Below are 20,624 nucleotides of genomic sequence, written 5' to 3' on the forward strand. Positions count from 1 at the left end.
CAGGAAAGCAAGGTGAACAGATCCGAAGCAGAAAAAAGGATCGTCCAGCTGCGAGAAACGATCGAGGAGCACAATTACCGCTACCACGTATTAGACGATCCCGTCATTTCGGATGCGGAATACGATCAACTGATGCGCGAATTGGAGCGATTGGAGAAGGCTTTTCCCGATCTCGTAACCGAGGACTCCCCGACCCAACGGGTCGGCGGTGAGCCTCTCCCGTACTTCGAGAAAGTGGAGCACGACACCCCGATGCTCAGTCTCGGCAACGCCTTCGACGAACAGGAACTGCGGGACTTTGACCGGCGGGTGAAGCGGGCGGCCGGGGTAAGCGGCGACATGGCCTACACGTGCGAACTGAAAATTGACGGGCTGGCAATTTCACTTCGATACACAAACGGACGGCTGACACTGGGGGCTACGCGTGGTGACGGTACGACGGGTGAAGATATAACCCAAAACTTAAAGACGATTCCGGCCATACCGCTGCGCTTGAAGGAACCTGTAGACATCGAAGTGCGGGGGGAAGCGTACTTGCCAAAAAAGGAGTTCGTCCGCCTGAACGAAGCGCGGGAAAAAGCGGGCGTATCCCTGTTCGCCAATCCGCGTAACGCCGCCGCCGGTTCACTGCGCCAACTGGACCCGAAGATTGCGGCCGAACGGGCCCTCAGTGTGTTCATGTACAGTGTGGGAGATACGACCGGACACGGTATCGGCACCCAATGGGAAATGCTCGACTATTTGGTTCGCCTCGGATTTAAAGTCAACCCCGAACGGAGGCGAGTGGAGTCCATTGACGGAGTCATCGCGTACGTGGAAAGTTGGCGGGAACGGCGTGCCGAACTCGATTACGACATCGACGGCATTGTGGTGAAAGTGGACGATTTCTCGATACAGGAACAGCTGGGGACGACGGCGAAGAGTCCGCGCTGGGCCATCGCCTACAAGTTTCCTGCGGAAGAAGCGGTGACGATTGTCCGAGCCATTGAAGTGAACGTCGGTCGGACAGGGGCCGTGACACCGACGGCTGTGTTGGAACCGGTGACGTTGGCGGGGACGACTGTACAGCGCGCGTCTTTGCACAACGAAGACCTCATCCGGGAGAAAGACATCCGTATCGGGGACCACGTCGTCGTGAAAAAAGCAGGGGATATCATTCCGGAAGTGATCAAATCGATCCCCGAACGGCGGACAGGCGAAGAAATAGTGTACCACATGCCCGATGAATGTCCGGAATGCGGCAGTGAACTCGTCCACCTGGAAGAAGAAGTAGCCCTCCGGTGCATCAACCCCGAATGTCCGGCCCAGACCCGGGAAGGCATTATCCACTTCGTCTCCCGGGATGCGATGAATATCGATGGACTGGGAGAAAAAGTGGTCACCCAACTGTTTAACGAAGGCCTTGTCCGCAGCGTGGCCGATCTGTACTACCTTCAGCGGGATGAGCTGTTACAGTTGGAGCGCATGGCAGAGAAGTCGGTAGATAATCTTTTGGCGGCTATAGAGAAAAGCAAAGAAAATTCAGTGGAGAAACTGATTTTCGGTCTGGGCATCCGCTTTGTCGGGGCTAAGGCGGCCCGCATTCTCGCCCAGGAATTCGGCGACCTCGACACACTAGAGCAGGCCGATTACGAGCAAGTGCTGGCCGTGGAAGGCATCGGCCCGAAGATCGCCGACAGCATCATCACGTATTTTCAACAGCCGGAAGTGAAACAGACGTTGGCAAAGTTGCGTAAAGCCGGTGTGAACTTCACATACAGAGGACCGCGTTCGGAACAGGCGGTGTCAGACAGTCCGTTTAGCGGAAAGACCGTCGTCCTGACCGGAACTTTGCAAAACTGGTCGCGCAAAGAAGCCTCCGCCAAAATCGAAGCCCTCGGCGGCAATGTCACCGGCAGCGTCAGCAAACGAACAGACCTCGTCATCGCCGGGGAAAAAGCTGGTTCTAAATTGGCCAAAGCGCAAAAACTGGGGATTGAAGTGTGGGATGAGGAAAAGTTGATGGACGTGTTGAAGGAGTTGGAGGCGTAAATAAACTGAACGGACGTGCGGCGAGCAGGCGGAATGGTTTTAATCCATCCGCGGTTGTAATAAAATAATGACAGTGCGAGTGGCGAGGGGGGAAAAAGGGGATTGGGAATTATCATTGTGTCACTGCTCATCGCCGTCATCAGCTCTGTTTTGCTGTTTGTGGGGACTTTTGCCGTCCTGGCTGTTTCGCCGGCCGAATTGTGGGCGCATCCCGTGAGAACGTTACACGCTGTCGGTGAAATGGACCTTGGCACAGCCCAACTGCACGTTACACTTTTGTGCACGACGTTTGTCGTGCTTTTCCTTCTGGCAGCCGCCGTCCTCGTCGTCCACGTCGTAAAAAAAGGTGATCAAGACCGTAAAGAATGGTTAGAAAACGTGTTAAACGTATCATTTTATGTGACATTTCTCGTGTTTTTAGGGAACGGCATCTGGTACGTGTACCACTTGTTTACCAACTTTAATACGTTGTTTTAGTTTAGGGCTAAGCCCTGCTGTAGCACGTCACGGCCGTTGTACTCCCGTGCCGGTAAATACTCGTTGCCACTTGTAGAAGTTAAAAGGGATGTTGTCCCGAGATCATCGTTCCACGGCTTTTGCTGGCGCTGTGATGTCACATGACGGTCAGTGTTGGGCAAGTCGTTTTGAAAAGCCGTGCCGACCGGCCGTTATCGGGACGGCTATTTGTCTTTCCGCTCCGACTCCGGTTCAATGTGGATGAGCACTTGAGCTTTTGGAAAGACACGTCGAATGTCCGCTTCAATCCGGTCACACAGGTTGTGGGCTTCATCGACGCTTTTGTCTGAAGGGACGACGAGGTGAAGGTCGACGTGTTCTTCAGCGCCTGAACGGCGGGTACGCAAATTGTGATATTCAATGTACTCATCGGCGTAATGTTGGATAATCCGGTTGATTTGTTCCCGCTCTTTCCCTGTCAAGCTGGCATCCAAAAGGGGCATAAACGACTCTTTTCCCAGTTGAACTGCTTCTTTCATAATAAACAGGGCGATCCCGATGGCGATGAGTGGATCGAGAAAGTAGAATCCAGTAAAACTGACGAGAGTTAAACTGGCCGCGACACCGAGCGAGGTGTAAACGTCCGTCATTAAATGCAAGGCGTTGGATTTCATCGCGACAGATTTCGTCTCTTCCCCGACACGCCGGATTTTGCGCCCCACGAGCCAATTGACCAAGGCGCCGATCAGCATGACAGAAATTCCGAGGAACGGCATGCGGATGGGCTCCGGATGGAGAATTTTTTCTGCCGACTCTACGATAATCCAGATCCCGGCTACAAAGATGAGCAACGTTTCAATCGTTCCAGAGACGTTTTCGATTTTGCCGTGTCCGTAGGGGTGTGTCCGGTCCGGGGGCTGGTGGGATGTTCGCACAGAAACGTAGGCGATGACGGACGCCATGAGGTCGAGTCCGGAATGAATCGCCTCGGACAGAATGGCGACAGAGCCCGTTAACAGACCGACGACGATTTTTAACAGCACCACAAAGGTGTTACTGATAATGGACAGCGAGGCCACACGGGCTGGCCGCATCCCACTCACCTCGGACGGACAGTTGTTGAGAAAGGAAAAAATGATGCCGTGACCACATAATGTTGCACAGGCGAAACAAATCGGAAGAACCGCCCCGTACATCGGGCGGTTCTATTATGTCACATTTGGCCATCCATTTCATATGCATAAGCGACCCCTCGTTTCACAGCATTCCCATTATACTTCTTTCAAACGGAATTGCAAAGTGCTGATACGGGGGTTTTTTGGAGAAAGTTCGGTTTTTGGCTAAGTCAGCTTCGGTGATGGAAAGGTGTGAAGGGTCGCCTACCGCCCGCCAAGTTTATCAAACACAGTGCCTAACACGCTGCCTTCCCCTTTGTCACTTCCTCCGGGCACTTCCGGCATCGCGCTGAAGACGCGGCTGGCCAGTCGGCTGAAGGGGAGGACTGTACCCACACGCTGCCAGGGCCTCTTAATGTGGCAAAAAACAGACCTTCTCCGCCGAACAAGGCCGTCTTGATCCCAGATACCATCTCGATGCCGTAGTCAACCTCGCGGGTCAGCGCGACCAGACATCCCGTATCCACTCGGATCATCTCACCAGGGCCTAAATCCAATCGTTTCGTCGTTCCACCGACATGTATGAACGCCAGGCCATCCTCTTCTAATTTTTGCATAATAAACCCTTCGCCGCCGAAAAACCCTGTTCCCAGTTTGCGTTGAAAATCGATGCCGATGGACACGCCCTTGGCTGCACACAAAAAGGCATCTTTCTGACAGATCACTTTGCCTCCCAACTCAGACAAATCCATCGGAATAATTTTTCCCGGATACGGTGCGGCGAATGACACATGCTTTTTTCCCGTTCCGCGGTTGGTGAACGTCGTCATAAATAAGCTTTCACCAGTTAACAACCGTTTGCCCGAACTGAGAAGTTTACCCATAAAGCCCTTTTCTTTAGAGGATCCGTCGCCGAAGATCGTTTCCATCTCGATCCCGTCTTCCATCATCATGAGTGATCCGGCTTCAGCGACAGTCGTCTCTCCGGGGTCCAGTTCGATTTCAACGAACTGCATGTCATCGCCCACGATGCTGTAGTCAATGTCGTGGGTATTCAATTGTACCAACTCCTGTCTTCGCTAATCTTTTTATTTAGATATTAACATAGAAACGAGGCAGACGAGTTCTACGGTAGGTGTAATCTTTTACTTGAAGGCGCCGAGCGGCATTTTTTAGAGAAGCGCTCAAAGAGGTTAACATGACAAGTGAATTTTAATCATTTATAATAAGGATAATTATACGTACAAGTTAATGTAACCTTAATGTGTGAAGGATGGATGGCATGCGGGCAGACGCCAAGTACAAAGTCGTTAAAAACACGATCAAAACGTGGATTTTACAAGGGAAAGTAAAGCCAGGAGAGAAAATTTATTCGGAAAATGAATTAATGAAAATATTTGAAGTGAGCCGTCATACGGTGCGGAGGGCCGTCGGGGATTTAGTCCACGAAGGCTGGCTGTACCGGGAACAAGGATCTGGAACGTATTGTACTCACCGCTTTAAAAAAATAAAACACGGCGGCTCCGAGAAAAATATCGGTGTCATTACGACGTATATTTCGGAGTACATTTTCCCGTCCATTATTCGTGGAATCGAATCGCACTTGTCCGAGGAAGGGTACTCCCTCATCGTCGCCAGTACGGACAATGACATCGAAAAGGAAAAACAGTGCCTGGAGAACATGTTGAGCCGAAATATCGACGGCCTCATTGTCGAACCGACAAAGAGTGCCAGTGACAACCCGAATCTCAATTACTACTTAAACTTGGAGCAAAACGAAATTCCGTACTTAATGATTAACCAGTTTTATCAGAGCATCAGTCCGCCGCACATCATATTGGACGATGAGCACGGGGGATATATCGCGACAGAACATTTAATCAAGCTGGGGCACAAACGGTTACTCGGTTTGTTTAAAAACGATGACTTGCAAGGCGTGAACAGAATGAAAGGTTTCTTTCGCGCCATCCGGGAGCATCACCTGCCCTTTTTTTCTGACATGGTCATTACGTATACGACGGAAAACCGGGACGAAAAAACGGTCGATGAAGTGCGGGCGTTGCTCCGGTCGCCGAACAGGCCGACGGGCATTGTCTGTTACAATGACGAAATTGCTCTCAACGTGTTGCATGTGACGCGGGAGCTTGGATTGAAAGTTCCGGAAGATCTGTCCATTGTGGGGTACGATGATTCCCATTTGACCGAAGCGACGGAAGTGAAATTGACTTCCGTCACCCATCCCAAAATGGACATGGGGATTCAAGCGGCCAAATGGATCGTGTCCCAAATAGAAGACGGAGGCGACGAGACGTTCAGCCACTCAAAGGTGTACACGCCGGAACTCGTCATCCGGCACTCGACGCGAGAGATGGGTGAAGTGGTTCATACGAAATAGAAGGAGCACGTGGAGGCACTTCTTTCGCTGCTTCGAAGGAAGTGCCGTTTCAGTTCCGTTTCGTATAATACAGGCGGAAGCGCAAATCTTGGTCGTAGTTTCCGAAATTCGAACCGAACAGCGTGAGCCCTCCGATGTGTTCGGCGTCTTCCAAAACGGCGATGCGGAATGTCCACTGTTGTTTTTCCACGTCTACTTGATCCAACGTAACATCCGAAATTTTTTCCCCGTCTAGAAAACATCCGTCTTTCTTCACTCTTAATATTTTCATTAACCCGTATTGGTTGATGTTGATATCCCACCAATCCGGCGTGTAGCGACCCCGGTAACCTCCGAAATCCCCGGGGCTCGTCCACTTCCCTAAGTACACGCCGTTGAAAAAAAACGAGATGTCTGACGGCCAGTTGCTGTTGGAAAAGGGAGCTTCCGAAGATAATTCCATCGAAATTTCCAACTCTTCAGCAATCTCTGATCGCAACAAGTAATTAGGAACTTTGTATTCGAGAAACCCCTGTCCAAGCCACAAAATTTTCGCATCCACTCTTTCAGGCAACATAAAGCAGCGGGGGTCGTCAAACGTGCCGATGACTTTATCAGCTGTGGCCAAACCGCAGGTCGGCTTTACGTCAAAATCCGAATAGTGGCCGACAGGAACATCGGTTTGATGGTATTTTCGCGTGTCGCGGGTCAGGTCTGGAAACAAGATTTCAATCTTGTGCGCGTTTAAAAAACACATTTTCTGCCTGCCGCCTTTTCCAGGTCTCAACTCAGTCCGAATGATGTTAGCTCCCTCTAGCTTTCTGATGTGCATCGTCATAATCGCGCTGCTCAGTCCGAGTGTTTGGGCCAGCTCTTTGACATTCATGGGCCGTCTGGCGAGTAAATGGATGACGTCAAGCCGGACTTTGCTGGCCAACGCTTCAAAGACAGGCAGGCTGCGCTCGGATATGTCGATTTCCAACGACCATTCCTCCATTATCAATAATTAACATAAATATTAACATAGTGCTTCTTGAATAAACAATATTTAAGTGGGAGACGATTGACAACATTGCATAAAAAAACTAAAATGACTATGTAAATAAAATAATTAATAATTAATATATATATTAATGTTAGGAGGTGAAAGACGCGCAAGAGACGCTTTAAGCCGTTAAAAACGATAGGAGAGGAGAATCGTGATGGGGAAACGCAAAGCGACAATGACGGTTGACAAGCAGTACCAGATTGCTCCGGTTGATGACCGGATCTACGGGTCGTTCATTGAGCATTTGGGGAGGGCCGTGTACGGAGGCATATACGAACCGGGGCATCCTACAGCTGACGAACGGGGATTTCGCCAAGATGTGATGGAACTGGTGCGCAAACTCGATGTGCCGATCGTACGGTATCCCGGCGGGAATTTCGTCTCGGGTTACGATTGGGAGGACGGAGTAGGACCGGTGGACAGACGCCCCCGCAAACTGGATCTCGCGTGGAAAAGCGTTGAGACGAATGAAGTAGGGACGAATGAATTTATGGAGTGGTGTCGGGCCGTTGGGACGGAAGCGATGATGGCCGTCAACTTGGGAACGCGGGGAATCGACGCCGCAAGGCATTTGGTCGAATACTGCAACCACCCGGAGGGAACGTACTGGAGCGACCTCAGGGTTTCTCACGGGTACAAAGAACCGCACAATATTAAAACGTGGTGTTTAGGCAATGAGATGGACGGTCCGTGGCAAATCGGCCACAAAACCGCAGAAGAATACGGACGCATCGCGTGCGAGGCGGCTAAAGTCATGAAGTGGGTCGACCCGGACATTGAACTGGTAGCGTGCGGCAGTTCCAACTCGCAAATGCCGACTTTCCCGGAGTGGGAGGCGACGGTACTCGACCACACGTATGAATACGTGGACTACCTTTCATTACATACTTACTACGGAAACCGAAGTGGCGACACTGCGAACTACTTGGCCAAATCGCTGGACATGGACGCCTTTATCCGTTCAGTAATTGCGACGTGCGACTACGTAAAAGCGAAAAAACGAAGCAAGAAAACGATCCACCTTTCGTTTGACGAATGGAACGTGTGGTACCACTCCAATCAACAAGATCAGGCGATTGAGCCTTGGTCCGTGGCGCCTCCGCTCTTGGAAGACCGGTACACGTTTGAAGACGCCCTGTTGGTCGGGTGCATGTTGACGACGCTGCTCAAACACGCTGACCGTGTGAAAATTGCGTGTCTGGCCCAGCTCGTCAACGTAATCGCACCGATCATGACTGAAAACGGCGGTCCGGCGTGGAGGCAGACCATTTTCTACCCGTACATGCACGCCTCCCTTTACGGGCGCGGAACAGCCCTCCGCCCGGTCGTAAACTCCCCCGTGTACGACAGCGAGGATTTTACAGATGTCCCTTACCTCGAATCGGCGGCCGTCTATGACGAAGAACGGGAAGAACTGACGATTTTCGCCGTCAACCGGGACCTGGAAGGCAGTCTGTTGTTGGAGTGTGACGCGAGGAGTTTTGACGCCTACGGCCTAACCGAACACATTGTGCTGGAACATGACGACGTCAAGGCGGTGAATACAGCGAAAGAAGAACCGGTGAAACCGCACAACCGCGGTGTGTCGGAAGTGAACGACGGTATATTGACAGCCCATCTTCCGAAACTGTCCTGGAACGTGATTAGACTTAAGAAAACTTAACACGTCGTGTCGGGCATCTCAAGGTGCCCGATACAACTTGCAAAATTGGCAGAATTTATTGCAGTAAGTTTAACGGGAGTACTGGAAAAGGAGGAAACTTCAACTTTGCTGACGGCATTGTTCAGCATTCTGGCGCTGATTGCATTGTTTCCTTTGTTCTGCTGGCTTTTGGCATCGTTTAAGCCTTCGACTGAATTGGTGCGATTCAGTCTCAATCTGACGCTGCAGCCGGAACTGCTGAGCTTGGACAACTATATTTACCTTTTTACAGCAGTATCTATCTCAGATGGTACGTGAACAGCCTTTTCATTACGCTGATTGTGACAGTACTGTGCTTGTTTTTCTCATCGATGGTCGGATATGCCCTCGCTGTCTATCAGTTCCGGGGGCGAAACCTCGTGTTTGTCGCAGTGCTCTTTATCTTAATGGTTCCCTTTGAAATACTGATGTTACCGCTATTTAGGTTGATGACCGCTTTAAACTTAATTGACACGTATGCGGCCGTCGTCTTGCCCTCAGTTATCGCGCCGATCGCTGTTTTCCAGTGTTACTTCATATCCGGCCTCACTGTCGGCGGGGTAAAAGGTTAAATGAAAATAAACAATAAAAAACCTGTTGAAAAAATATAGAAGGATGCTACAATAATAGTGAAGTCATACGTACAAGTTGCAATTAAATGACAGTGAAAGAAAGGGCACGCTTAAATAACTGTCTATCACTGCCGTTTATGAAAGCGATTAAGTGATGGATGCAAGGAGGATGTACATGGCGACATACACTGTTGGCGTCGATTTTGGGACCCAGTCCGGCCGGGCCGTCCTCGTCGAAGTAGGGACGGGAAGTGAAGTCGCGACCGCGGTAAAAGCTTATCCCCATGGCGTCATCGATGATGTGCTGCCGGACGGTGTCACCCAACTGGAAGAGGACTGGGCCCTGCAGCACCCGGCTGACTACTTGGAAGTCTTACAGAAGACCATTCCTGAACTGCTCCAGCAATCGGGTGTGTCTAAGGACGACGTCATCGGGATCGGCATTGATTTTACGTCGTGTACGATGCTACCAGTTGATGCCGACGGCACCCCCCTCTGCATGACAGAAGCCTTCCGGCACAACCCCCACAGCTACGTCAAACTGTGGAAACACCACGCCGCCCAGGACGAGGCCAACCGCCTCAACGCCATTGCAGAAGAAAGGGGCGAGGCCTTTTTAAAGCGCTACGGGGGTAAGATTTCATCGGAATGGCTCATACCGAAAATCTGGCAGATCTTAAACGAGGCCCCCGACGTATACGAAGCGTCGGCCCACATGCTCGAGGCCGGGGATTGGGTCGTCTCCCAACTGACTGGCGTCATCAAGCGGAACAGTTGTGCGACGGGGTACAAAGCGATCTGGCACAAACGAGAAGGTTACCCTTCCCGGGAATTCTTTAAGGCCCTGGACCCGCGGCTGGAACATGTCGTGGAGGAGAAATTGAGCGAAACGATTTACCCCATCGGCACAAAGGCTGGAGAAATCACGGAGGAGGCGGCGAAGCTTACCGGCTTGAATCCGGGGACCGCTGTCGCCGTCGCCAACGTCGATGCCCACGTCTCCGTACCGGCCGTCGGTATCACCGAACCGGGGAAACTGCTCATGATCATGGGCACGTCCACCTGTCACGTCTTACTCGGGGAAGACGAAAAAGTCGTCCCCGGGATGTGCGGTGTCGTCGAAGACGGCGTCATCCCCGGTTACTTCGGCTATGAGGCGGGCCAGGCGTGCGTCGGGGATCACTTCGAGTGGCTGATTAAAAACGCCGTTCCTGAGCGTTACATGCAAGAAGCTGAAGCCAAAGGCATCGGGATCCATCAGCTGTTGACAGAAAAAGCGAGTCGTCTCAGCGCCGGTGAAAGCGGTTTGCTCGCCTTGGACTGGTGGAACGGCAACCGTTCCACGCTGGTCGACGCCGACTTGACGGGCCTGCTCATCGGAGCGACGCTCTGGACCAGGCCGGAAGACATTTACCGCGCCCTCATGGAGGCCACCGCCTACGGCACGCGCATGATTGTGGAAACCTTTCGGGAGGCCGGCGTTCCCGTCAACGAGGTGTACGCCTGCGGGGGCATCGCCGAAAAAAATCCGCTGATGATGCAGATTTACGCCGATGTTTTGAACATGGAGATCAAAATCTCCGCCTCTCCCCAGGCGCCGGCGTTAGGGGCTGCCATGTTCGGCGCTGTGGCGGCCGGCAAAGAGAGGGGCGGCTACGACAGCATTACCGAGGCCGCCCAGGACATGGCGAAACTGAAAGACGAAGTCTTCCGGCCACAACCGGAGCACGTACCTGTTTACGACCAGTTGTACCGGGAATACGCGACGCTGTACGACTACTTCGGGCGCGGGAGCAACGACGTGATGAAGACATTGAAGCGCCTTAAACGGGAAGCTTCAGAACAGAAGGTGAACGAACCGTGTTAGAACAGTTGAAAGCGGAAGTGTTAGAAGCGAACCTGTCCCTTCCGAAGTATCGGCTCGTGACCTTTACGTGGGGAAACGTAAGTGGAATCGACCGGGAAACAGGATACGTGGTGATTAAACCGAGTGGCGTCGAGTACGGCGAGATGACGGCAGAAGACCTCGTAGTCGTCGACCTTGATGGAACGGTCGTCGAAGGAGACTTGCGGCCGTCTTCCGATACGCCCACCCATTTAGCCTTGTACCGTGCGTTTCCTGACATTGGCGGAATTGTGCATACCCATTCGCCGTGGGCTACCAGTTGGGCCCAAGCTGGCCTTCCGCTCCCTGCTCTGGGGACGACTCATGCCGACTATTTTTACGGAGAGATTCCGTGTACCCGGGAGTTGACGGAAAGGGAAGTTGAGACAAACTACGAGTTGGAGACCGGGCGTGTGATCGTCGAGACGTATCAGAAAAACGGGTTGGACCCGACGGCGATGCCGGGTGTCCTCGTGAAAAACCACGCACCGTTCTGCTGGGGAGAGGACGCCCAGCAGGCGGTGCACCATGCGGTCGTTCTGGAAGAAGCGGCTAAAATGGCGTTCATCACGTATCAGCTGAACCCGGACGTCCGCCCCATCAGCCAGTGTTTGCTGGATAAACACTATTTGCGCAAGCATGGGGCAAATGCCTACTACGGACAAAAGGAAAAGAGGGGCTGATTGGCGGTTTTGGAGGAAGTTGTGCTGGTCAGACGTACGTGCCATTTTTTAGTCTATTTACTTGTACGACCAAGATAGGTATATTTATAGTTTTTAAACCTATTAATCCGAACAACCTAGAGGAGGAACTTGTGTGATAGCGTTAAAGCCGTATGAATTTTGGTTTGTGACAGGAAGTCAGCACTTGTACGGGGAAGAAACCCTTCAGGAAGTTGAGGCCCATGCCAGACAGGTGATCGACGGGCTCAATGCCGACTCGTCCATCCCTTTTCCCATCGCATTCAAGCCTGTGTTAACGGAGCCAGATGCGATATTGAGGCTTTGCCTCGATGCAAACCGCGATGAAAAGTGTGCTGGCATCGTCACCTGGATGCACACATTCTCTCCGGCCAAAATGTGGATCGCCGGCCTCTCTGCGCTACAAAAACCGCTGCTTCATCTCCACACCCAGTTTAACCGGGACATTCCGTGGAGCAGTATCGATATGGATTTTATGAATTTAAACCAGTCCGCCCACGGAGACCGCGAGTACGGATTCATCGGAAGCCGCATGAATGTCAGGCGCAAAGTGGTCGTTGGCCATTGGAAGAGTAAGGCTGTCCGGGAGCGGATTGGAGGCTGGATGCGTGTGGCCGTTGCCTATGTGGAAGGCAAACAGTTGAAAGTGGCCCGTTTTGGTGACAACATGCGGGAAGTGGCCGTCACAGAAGGGGACAAAGTCGAGGCTCAAATTCAGTTCGGCTGGTCGATTAACGGCTACGGAGTCGGGGACCTCGTACAGAGGATCAACGACATTCAAGAAGCGGAAGTCAATGCGTTACTGGACGAGTATGCTGAACAGTACGACATTGCACCGGAAGGGCTTAAAGAAGGTGCAGTGCGCGACTCCGTACGCGAACAAGCCAGGATCGAACTCGGTTTGAAAGCTTTTCTGCAGGAAGGGGGGTTTACAGCTTTTACGACCACGTTTGAAGATTTGCACGGCATGAAGCAGCTGCCGGGGCTTGCCGTCCAGCGTTTAATGGCGGAAGGGTACGGTTTTGGCGGCGAGGGCGACTGGAAAACAGCAGCGCTCGTCCGCATGATGAAAATACTGGCGGACAACGAAGGCACGTCCTTCATGGAAGATTACACGTACCACTTTGAACCGGACAACGAGCTCGTACTCGGCTCGCACATGCTGGAGGTATGCCCGACTGTCGCGGCCACGAAGCCGAGGGTGGAAGTGCATCCCCTCTCAATAGGTGGCAAAGAAGATCCGGCCCGCCTCGTCTTTGACGGGAAAAGTGGTGCGGCGTTAAATGCATCCCTCGTCGACATGGGGAACCGCTTTAGATTGCTCGTTAACGAGGTCGATGCCGTTCAGCCTGAGTGCGCCATGCCGAAGCTCCCGGTGGCGCGCGTGTTGTGGAAACCGGCGCCCTCCCTCAGCGAGGCGGCTGAGTGTTGGATTGTGGCGGGTGGGGCCCACCACACGTGTTTCTCGTACAGGGTGACTACTGAGCAGCTTATCGACTGGGCGGACATGGCTGGCATCGAATGTGTCGTCATTGACAAAGACACACGTCGGCACGCATTTCGCAACGAGCTTAAGTGGAATGAGGTGGTCTATGGGTAAAAGGTGCAGGATCGGGTAGAAAATAAGATTTTAAATGGAGAAACCTACCCGCTATACAAGAAACATTTATTACGTAGAACAAGATCAACTGTACGTTAATTTATTTATTGCCTCTCAATTAGAGATCGGAAATGGGGACATTAAAGTGATACAAAATACCTCCTTTCCGGAATCTGATAAGACAGACGACGTTACGTTTTGAGCAATCGAACGACGAGATGCTCACCGTTCGTATACGCGTCCCGTACTGGGTACAGCAACTGCCGTAGTAAACGGGCAAGATGTATACACAAGAGGAGATAGCGGCTATCTGACGATCAGAAAAGACAGTGGAGGGGGTGGTTGTATAAGTAAAACAATGAATCTACATCTGTACCAATCTATGGATAAATCCCGATAAGGGCGTTATTATGTACGGACTAGTTGTGTTGGCTGGAGTACTGCTGAAACTGATATAGTGGCAAACTATCAGGATGTAGGGTGACAACACGTTAATTGACGTTCCAGTCCTTGTGACAAACGAGGGAAGATCGAACTGCGGTAAAAAATACAGACTGACACGTAATCGGTCAGCACGGGAACATTTGCGTGACTCTTGTACCATTTATGTGTTGCACCACCGGTACACCTAATATTTTTTGGGAATTTGAGTAGAAATTTGTACGTATAATTTTATAGCCGTAAAAACTTTCTTTGAGCTTGAAAGGAAAATATTGATAATATATAATAAAAAAAGAAAATGTTATACGTACAAGTATCGTACGAAAATTGTTCGGAAAAATGATGGAGGTGCAGTTATGGGGAGGACGCTTCTGACTTTTGCTGCTATAACTATGTTGGTATTTTTACTGGGGGCTTGTGGTGGTTCTAATGAAGCTGATAAAACAGAAGAAGGGGGAGCTGAAGGAACTGAATTAACATTTTGGACTTTTGCAGGCACTCACGCAGACTTTTTTGAAAACGCTGCAGAAAGATGGAATCAAGAAAATCCTGAAAAACAGATCAATCTAAAAGTGGAAACGTACCCATTTGATCAAATGCATAATAATTTACTGATGGCTTTACAATCTGGAGAGGGTGCACCTGATATAGTTGATATAGAAATAGCCAAATTTTCGAACTTCCTAAAAGGTGAAGTTCAGTTGGTTCCGCTTAATGATATCATTGAACCGGAAATAGATAGTTTTATTCCTGAAAGACTAAGAATTTATGAGAAAGATGGGAACTATTATGGCGCTCCCACACATTTAGGTGCTACAGTGGTTTATTACAATAAAGAAATTATGGATGAAGCTGGAGTTGATATTGATTCAATTGCAACTTGGGATGACTATGTCGAAGCAGGAAAGAAAGTAGTAGAAACTACTGGGAAGCCAATGACTACAGTAGCGATTAACTGGTATTCTATATGGCCGTTTATTGTACAAAAGGGTTCTGACTTTTTTGACGAGAACGGAAATTTGACATTGGATAATGATACAAATATTGACACCTTAAGTTTTATTAATGATTGGGTGAACAAATATGGGATCGCAGAAGTCGCTCCTGGCGGTAATTACCATAATGAAGAGTTCTATGGATTTATGAATAATGGCGGTCAGGCGTCACTAATAATTCCATTATTTTATATGAAGGATTTTACCGAATACATGCCAGACCTCAAAGGCAAAATGGAAATACGATTAATGCCAGCTTGGGAAGATTCTGACAATGTCTCGGCGCCTATGGGTGGAACAGGTACAGCGATAACGAACCAAAGTGAAAGTGTAGAACTTGCAAAAGAATTTCTGTACTTTTCTAAATTGTCTAAAGATGGCAATATTCGACTATGGACAGAGCTAGGATTTGACCCGTACCGTTGGGATGCTTTGGAAGATCCGATTATGGAAGAAGATAATGAATACTATGAATATTTTCATGATGGGATTTTTGACATTTTACTTGAGGCGGAAGATCGTATAGGTAGTGTGAATATAACAGAATTTACACCTGATGTTTTATCAGAAATTGAATCTAATGTCATGCATAATGTAATTAGGGAAAATGCACAAGATCCAGAAGAAGCTTTAAAACAAACGGCCGATAATGTTAAAGAAATTATGGGGCAGTAGTTGAGAAACGGGGTAGACTTAGGCTCTGCCCCTCCTCTAAGTTTTTAAAATAGTGACGTTTTGTTGATTTTTGAATATGTGTCTTAGCAATATATAGAAATTAGAAGAATTCCCAAGTACGTGTCTTCTCGGGAATTTGCGGCGTCAGCATTATACACAAGTTGCTAACATTGAAAAAATACTCGGATGGAATTTTAACAGATCTCGGAAGACTGTGCAAATCACGCATGGCCTTGCATTGTATTCCGAATATTCCGAACATATAGTTACTTAGAAATTATACATATGTGTGGATAAACCGATTTTAATCGACAAAAGCGCATTGGGGGGAAGACGGTGACGTTTGAAACTGAAAGCAAAAAGAATTCATTTACATTATTATCCATACTGAATTCAAAAAAAGTAGCACCGTATGTTTTTGTTCTACCGTTTATCGTATCATTTTTACTTCTTACTTTATACCCAGCCATTCAAGCTTTTGTTATGAGTTTCCAAAAAATCCTACCTGGGCAAATAGAATTTATAGGATTGTCGAATTATGAAAGTGTATTTAATCCGACCTTTTTTGTTGCATTAAAAAACACATTAGTATACACCGTCTTAACAATAACAATATTAACGGTAATCCCAATAATACTGGCCGTTTTTCTAGACTCTAAGTTAATAAAATTTAGGACCTTTTATAGGTCAGCTTTATTTATTCCGGCTCTTACTTCAACTATTGTAGCAGGGATAATATTCAGATTAGTATTTGCGGATTCAGATAAGGCTATCGCGAATCAAATAGTAAGCTTTCTAGGTTTTGAACCATTTAATTGGTTAAGTACTGGCTGGTCAGGTATGTTTATTATGGTACTGATAGCTTCTTGGCGTTGGATGGGAGTAAATATTATGTACTTTTTAGCAGGTTTGCAAAACATACCTCATGAGCTCTACGAATCAGCGGAAATAGATGGTTCAAATTCCTTTCAAAAGTTTATGCATATAACTCTTCCTCAATTAAAACCAATTATTACTTTTGTAGTAACGATAAGTATAATTGGCGGTTTTAGGGTTTTTGAAGAAAGTTACGTATTGTGGGAAGCAAATTCACCTGGCGATATAGGCCTAACCTTAGTCGTTTACTTGTATAGAGAAGGAATACAAAAAAACAATTTAGGTTTTGGAGCTGCTGTAGGAGTTATTGTCCTGATATTAATATTTGTTGTAAGTTTAGTTTACCTCATTATGTCTGGTTCATTTAAGAGGGGGGATAAATAAATGAACAAATCTCGCAACATTGTTACATCATCGGCGATCAATATATTATTAATTATTGCTTGTGTGTTATCATTATTTCCGCTTATTAGCCTTTTGATATCTTCCTTCCAACCATCAACAGAATTAATGAGAAACGGTATCTCTTTTTCAATTGATTGGGATCAACTGTCTTTAGATAATTATTTATACATATTTACTCAAGAGACTCAATATTGGAAGTGGTACGGGAACAGCTTGATTATTACCTTTTTAACCATTATTTTATCGTTGTTTTTCTCATCCATGGTTGGTTACGCTTTAGCTGTATATAATTTTAGAGGTAAAATTTTAATATTTATACTTGTATTATTAATTAATATGATACCATTTGAAGTGATGATGCTCCCCTTATATCAACTAATGATAGATTTAAAGTTAATTAATACTTATACTGGTGTAATATTGCCTTCTATAGTTTCTGCATTTTCAGTTTTCTTCTTCAGACAGTATTGTCTTGGATTACCTTCTGAGTTAATAGATGCTGCTAGAATGGATGGATGTACTGAATATGGTATATTCTTTAAAATCATGGCACCTTTAATGTTACCAGCGTTTTCTGCAATGGCAATCTTCCAAGGGCTGAGTAGCTGGAATAATTTTCTTTGGCCGTTAGTAGTTATTAGATCAAATGACCTTTTTACGCTCCCGATTGGACTGGCAACATTATTAACGCCATATGGAAATAATTATGATATCTTAATTTCTGGTTCTATTATGACCGTAGTTCCTGTAATGATATTATATGTCGCTTTTCAAAAGTATTTTGTTGCAGGTCTGACAACAGGAAGCATTAAAGGATAAAGTAGTATAAATGAATTTCATATGTGTTAGCTCTTGTGTGGTCAGGGAATTAGTCCGAAAAAAGAGGTGTCTCCCAAAACTTGAAATAGTTAGCCGTGACACAAACGGTGACTGACATTCGTCCAGCTTTGCATACAGACCAAAGACACTGTGGCGATCGATGCCAGCGTATTGATTGAACACGTGATCGGGCGACGAAAACCAAAAACTGTGTTTAGCGTGTAGAACATGAGTCATAAAAGAGAAAGAGCAAGGCACACCCTATCTGGGAAAGCTTACAAACAGTTGGAGAAGTAACTAAAAATATTGTTTATTTAAAGGGGAAAGAAAGTACCCCATTACAAAAAAGCAGGATTACAAAGCCTGCTTAGGCATTATTTTATTCATGCTTCAAGGTGATTCAATGAATGAGCAACATATTGTAAATAAAATAAATAATATTTTTATCTGGACAACGAGATTAGCTTTTTTAAATTTATTATGGCTTGTTTTTATGATTTTTGGATTGGTGGTTTTCGGGGTGTTCCCAGCTACGGTAGCTTCATTGAGTGTATGTATGTATTGGATTAATGGAAAAACTGACTTACCAATTTGGAAAACCTTTAAAAGGGAATTTTTACATAATTTCTATATATCTAATGGTGCAGGATGGTTACTTTTGTTGGCTGGGTCTATTCTTTTTATAAATTACCAACATTTCGACAAAATTAGCGGTGTATTTTATTTTTTTTCTATATTTTCATTTTACTTCGTAATAATAATTTATATTGCTTTATGGATATGGGTGTTTCCATTAATGTCTCATTACAATAATAAATTAACAAAACACTTTTTTAATTCTCTTATATTGGGCTTTGGAAAAATTAAAACTACGTTATTAATTATTTTATTATTATTTTTAGTTATATATATTTCATTATCAATTCCAGGAATGATTCCATTCTTTTCTTTTAGTATTGGAAGTTATTTTTGGGCTTGGTTCTCCTTAAAAGTATTTAATGAGATTGATGAGGAAAACCCTTAAAATTCCATTTGTATGCAACCATACTAAGGGTTCTACATATATATTTAACCGTTACAAGATATCTCTTTACAGACTTTATATGGGGCGGCGGATAAGCTGATTAGCCACGCGATTTGCTAGCTACCCAAGCTGCGAAAGGGGGATGTGCCTTTTATGCAGGATCGTGAAATACGGAGAAGGACGAATGCGGTTGGTATTTTTTCGGTTTGTTCGTGTTTGTCGGCTCGATTGTGAACTTTCTTGTGGTCGACAAGCATTCAATACGGGATTTTAAGCTGGATCAGTTTCTGGAGTTGGTTCAGTGTCTTTCCATGGCCGTGGTACGGTTCGCCATATTTTTGACGGCTTTTGTCACGTATTTGGCGAGAAACAAAGCCGTCAGGCTGTCACAAGAAATTTCATAGGAAAGAGGGATGTAAAATGGGAGAACATACCATTGTCGTGAATGCGGACATTGAGCAAGCAACGATTAGCCGTTACATTTACGGTCATTTCGCAGAGCATTTGGGCAGAGGGATTTATGAAGGGATCTGGGTTGGAGAAAACTCTTCTATCCCAAACACGAAAGGGATACGCAACGATGTCCTCACTGCGTTAAAGCGGCTTGACATACCTGTCATAAGGTGGCCAGGGGGTTGTTTTGCAGACGAATACCATTGGAAAGATGGGGTGGGACCCCGGGAAAAAAGAAAGCGCATGGTTAACACACATTGGGGCGGCGTGGTAGAGAACAACCATTTCGGGACCCACGAGTTTATGCTGTTGTGCGAATTGCTGGGGGCTGAGCCGTACATTTGTGGAAATCTCGGGAGCGGGACAGTCCAAGAGATGTCGGAATGGATTGAGTATCTGACATTCGATGGCGAGTCACCCATGGCTAATTGGAGGAAAGCCAACGGGCGAGAACGGCCCTGGCAGCTGAAGTACTTTGGTGTAGGGAATGAGAATTGGGGCTGTGGCGGCAACATGCGGCCGGAGTTTTATGCCGATCTGTATCGAAGGTATCAAACGTATGTGAGAAATTACGGCGATCAAAAGATTTACAAAATCGCCTGTGGTGCAAATGTCGATGACTTCAGGTGGACTGAAGTGTTGATGCGGGAAGCGGGTCAGTTCATGGACGGTCTGAGCCTGCACTATTACACAGTACCAGGTGTTTGGGAAGAGAAAGGGCCAGCGACAGGGTTTACGAAAGACGAGTGGTTCATTACAATGCGGAAAGCATTGTACATGGATGAATTGATCAAGAGGCACAGCACGATTATGGACCAGTATGACCCGGTTAAACGAGTCGGCCTGGTGATTGACGAGTGGGGAGCTTGGTACGATGTAGAACCCGGTACGAATCCCGGTTTTCTCTTTCAGCAAAACACCATCCGGGATGCTTTAGTGGCCGGTGTCACATTAAACATCTTCCACGATCATTGTGAGCGGGTACATATGGCGAACATCGCACAAATGATCAATGTATTACAGGCCATGATTTTAACTAAAGGTGCAAAGATGATTGTGACCCCTACTTACCACGTGTTTGAAATGTTCAAAGTACACCAAGACGCCAAAAAGTTAGCCGTCACTTCGCAGGTCCAGCCTATCGATACCGGGGATTACGAGCTCCCGCAAATCAGTGTTTCAGCCTCCAGAGATCGTGAGGGGAACATCCATGTAAGTCTATGTAACTTGGATTGCGATTCAGGCGCAAACGTTCACATCGCATTGCGGGGAACGGAACAACTTGGTCACATAACAGGGCGAATTTTGACGGGGAAGGACATAGATGCCCACAATACGTTTGAAAATCCAAATGTCGTCACCCCAGAGGTGTTTGAGGATTTCAAAATTGAAAGCCACCGTCTCGACGTCTTTCTCCCGTCCAAGTCTGTCGCTGTAATAACTGTTGAACCCTGGAGCAAGGGGGCTTAATTA

The 20,624-nt window shown here is 47.5% G+C and carries 18 protein-coding genes and 1 pseudogene; 16 read left to right on the plus strand and 3 right to left on the minus strand.

All coding sequences use genetic code 11. The annotated features are described in order from the left end of the window. Positions 1-12: 12 nt before the first annotated feature. Entirely contained in the window at positions 13-2,031 is a 2,019-nt protein-coding gene (ligA, locus tag B0W44_RS01965) for an NAD-dependent DNA ligase LigA (protein WP_077718541.1), read from the plus strand. Positions 2,032-2,133: 102 nt separating this feature from the next. Further along, positions 2,134-2,508: a hypothetical protein gene (locus tag B0W44_RS01970; protein ID WP_077718542.1), complete on the plus strand. Its 375-nt coding sequence runs from the start codon at positions 2,134-2,136 to the stop codon at positions 2,506-2,508. Positions 2,509-2,711: 203 nt separating this feature from the next. Here B0W44_RS01970 and B0W44_RS01975 read toward each other — a convergent pair whose 3' ends face one another. Both B0W44_RS01975 and B0W44_RS01980 read right to left on the minus strand, forming a co-directional pair. Then, a complete protein-coding gene (locus tag B0W44_RS01975; protein ID WP_077718543.1) occupies positions 2,712-3,581 on the minus strand; it encodes a cation diffusion facilitator family transporter in 870 nt (289 codons plus the stop codon). Positions 3,582-3,866: 285 nt separating this feature from the next. Beyond that, a pseudogene (locus B0W44_RS01980) lies at positions 3,867-4,660 on the minus strand (TIGR00266 family protein). Between the two features lie 224 nt (positions 4,661-4,884). On the opposite strand from B0W44_RS01980, the gene B0W44_RS01985 reads away from it, so the two are divergent. After that, entirely contained in the window at positions 4,885-5,997 is a 1,113-nt protein-coding gene (locus tag B0W44_RS01985; protein ID WP_077718544.1) for a GntR family transcriptional regulator, read from the plus strand. A gap of 49 nt (positions 5,998-6,046) precedes the next feature. Here the strand turns inward: B0W44_RS01985 and B0W44_RS01990 are convergent, their stop codons facing one another. Next, the gene (locus B0W44_RS01990; RefSeq protein WP_077718545.1) at positions 6,047-6,958 is read right to left on the minus strand and encodes an ArsR/SmtB family transcription factor; all 912 of its coding nucleotides are present in this window, start codon (positions 6,956-6,958) and stop codon (positions 6,047-6,049) included. Positions 6,959-7,178: 220 nt separating this feature from the next. Between B0W44_RS01990 and arfA the strand changes: the two genes are divergently transcribed. The 13 genes from arfA (at position 7,179) to B0W44_RS02050 (ending at position 20,621) form a co-directional block, all read left to right on the plus strand. Further along, positions 7,179-8,687 (plus strand): arabinosylfuranosidase ArfA, encoded by a 1,509-nt coding sequence (gene arfA, locus B0W44_RS01995; protein WP_077718546.1) that lies wholly within the window; start codon positions 7,179-7,181, stop codon positions 8,685-8,687. A gap of 45 nt (positions 8,688-8,732) precedes the next feature. After that, positions 8,733-8,984: an ABC transporter permease family protein gene (locus B0W44_RS02000; protein ID WP_077718547.1), complete on the plus strand. Its 252-nt coding sequence runs from the start codon at positions 8,733-8,735 to the stop codon at positions 8,982-8,984. A 23-nt stretch (positions 8,985-9,007) separates the two neighbouring features. Then, entirely contained in the window at positions 9,008-9,277 is a 270-nt protein-coding gene (locus tag B0W44_RS02005) for a carbohydrate ABC transporter permease (protein ID WP_169835367.1), read from the plus strand. Between the two features lie 175 nt (positions 9,278-9,452). After that, on the plus strand, positions 9,453-11,144 hold the full coding sequence (gene araB / locus B0W44_RS02010) for a ribulokinase (protein WP_179947363.1): 1,692 nt from the start codon (positions 9,453-9,455) through the stop codon (positions 11,142-11,144). Next, complete coding sequence (gene araD, locus B0W44_RS02015) at positions 11,138-11,845, plus strand: L-ribulose-5-phosphate 4-epimerase (RefSeq protein WP_077718550.1); 708 nt, start codon at positions 11,138-11,140, stop codon at positions 11,843-11,845. The genes araB and araD overlap by 7 nt, the downstream gene beginning before the upstream one ends. 133 nt (positions 11,846-11,978) lie before the next feature. Continuing rightward, complete coding sequence (araA, locus tag B0W44_RS02020) at positions 11,979-13,463, plus strand: L-arabinose isomerase (protein ID WP_077718551.1); 1,485 nt, start codon at positions 11,979-11,981, stop codon at positions 13,461-13,463. A 34-nt stretch (positions 13,464-13,497) separates the two neighbouring features. Beyond that, a complete protein-coding gene (locus tag B0W44_RS19170; RefSeq protein ID WP_149026905.1) occupies positions 13,498-13,665 on the plus strand; it encodes a beta-L-arabinofuranosidase domain-containing protein in 168 nt (55 codons plus the stop codon). 595 nt (positions 13,666-14,260) lie between these two features. Beyond that, positions 14,261-15,574 (plus strand): ABC transporter substrate-binding protein, encoded by a 1,314-nt coding sequence (locus B0W44_RS02025; protein WP_077718552.1) that lies wholly within the window; start codon positions 14,261-14,263, stop codon positions 15,572-15,574. A gap of 336 nt (positions 15,575-15,910) precedes the next feature. Then, a complete protein-coding gene (locus B0W44_RS02030; RefSeq protein WP_149026906.1) occupies positions 15,911-16,834 on the plus strand; it encodes a carbohydrate ABC transporter permease in 924 nt (307 codons plus the stop codon). Then, positions 16,835-17,674, plus strand: coding sequence for a carbohydrate ABC transporter permease (locus B0W44_RS02035; RefSeq protein WP_077718553.1), 840 nt, complete (start codon positions 16,835-16,837; stop codon positions 17,672-17,674). Between the two features lie 385 nt (positions 17,675-18,059). Further along, positions 18,060-18,698 carry a YesL family protein gene (locus B0W44_RS02040; protein ID WP_077718554.1) on the plus strand — a complete coding sequence of 213 codons (639 nt, stop codon included), beginning with the start codon at positions 18,060-18,062 and terminating at the stop codon, positions 18,696-18,698. A gap of 230 nt (positions 18,699-18,928) precedes the next feature. Next, the gene (locus B0W44_RS17955) at positions 18,929-19,102 is read left to right on the plus strand and encodes a hypothetical protein (protein WP_169835368.1); all 174 of its coding nucleotides are present in this window, start codon (positions 18,929-18,931) and stop codon (positions 19,100-19,102) included. 16 nt (positions 19,103-19,118) lie between these two features. Next, on the plus strand, positions 19,119-20,621 hold the full coding sequence (locus tag B0W44_RS02050) for an alpha-N-arabinofuranosidase (protein ID WP_077718556.1): 1,503 nt from the start codon (positions 19,119-19,121) through the stop codon (positions 20,619-20,621). The last annotated feature ends 3 nt before the right edge of the window (positions 20,622-20,624 follow it).

Source organism: Novibacillus thermophilus, assembly GCF_002005165.1.
GTDB lineage: Bacteria > Bacillota > Bacilli > Thermoactinomycetales > Novibacillaceae > Novibacillus > Novibacillus thermophilus.

Coding starts and splice junctions, on each gene's coding strand:
- B0W44_RS01975 (WP_077718543.1), bottom strand. CDS start 3,581: ATGCGGCCAGCCCGTGTGGCCTCGCTGTCCATTATCAGTAACACCTTT.
- B0W44_RS01985 (WP_077718544.1), top strand. CDS start 4,885: ATGCGGGCAGACGCCAAGTACAAAGTCGTTAAAAACACGATCAAAACG.
- arfA (WP_077718546.1), top strand. CDS start 7,179: ATGGGGAAACGCAAAGCGACAATGACGGTTGACAAGCAGTACCAGATT.
- araB (WP_179947363.1), top strand. CDS start 9,453: ATGGCGACATACACTGTTGGCGTCGATTTTGGGACCCAGTCCGGCCGG.
- B0W44_RS19170 (WP_149026905.1), top strand. CDS start 13,498: ATGGAGAAACCTACCCGCTATACAAGAAACATTTATTACGTAGAACAA.
- B0W44_RS02025 (WP_077718552.1), top strand. CDS start 14,261: ATGGGGAGGACGCTTCTGACTTTTGCTGCTATAACTATGTTGGTATTT.
- B0W44_RS02035 (WP_077718553.1), top strand. CDS start 16,835: ATGAACAAATCTCGCAACATTGTTACATCATCGGCGATCAATATATTA.
- B0W44_RS02040 (WP_077718554.1), top strand. CDS start 18,060: ATGCTTCAAGGTGATTCAATGAATGAGCAACATATTGTAAATAAAATA.
- B0W44_RS02050 (WP_077718556.1), top strand. CDS start 19,119: ATGGGAGAACATACCATTGTCGTGAATGCGGACATTGAGCAAGCAACG.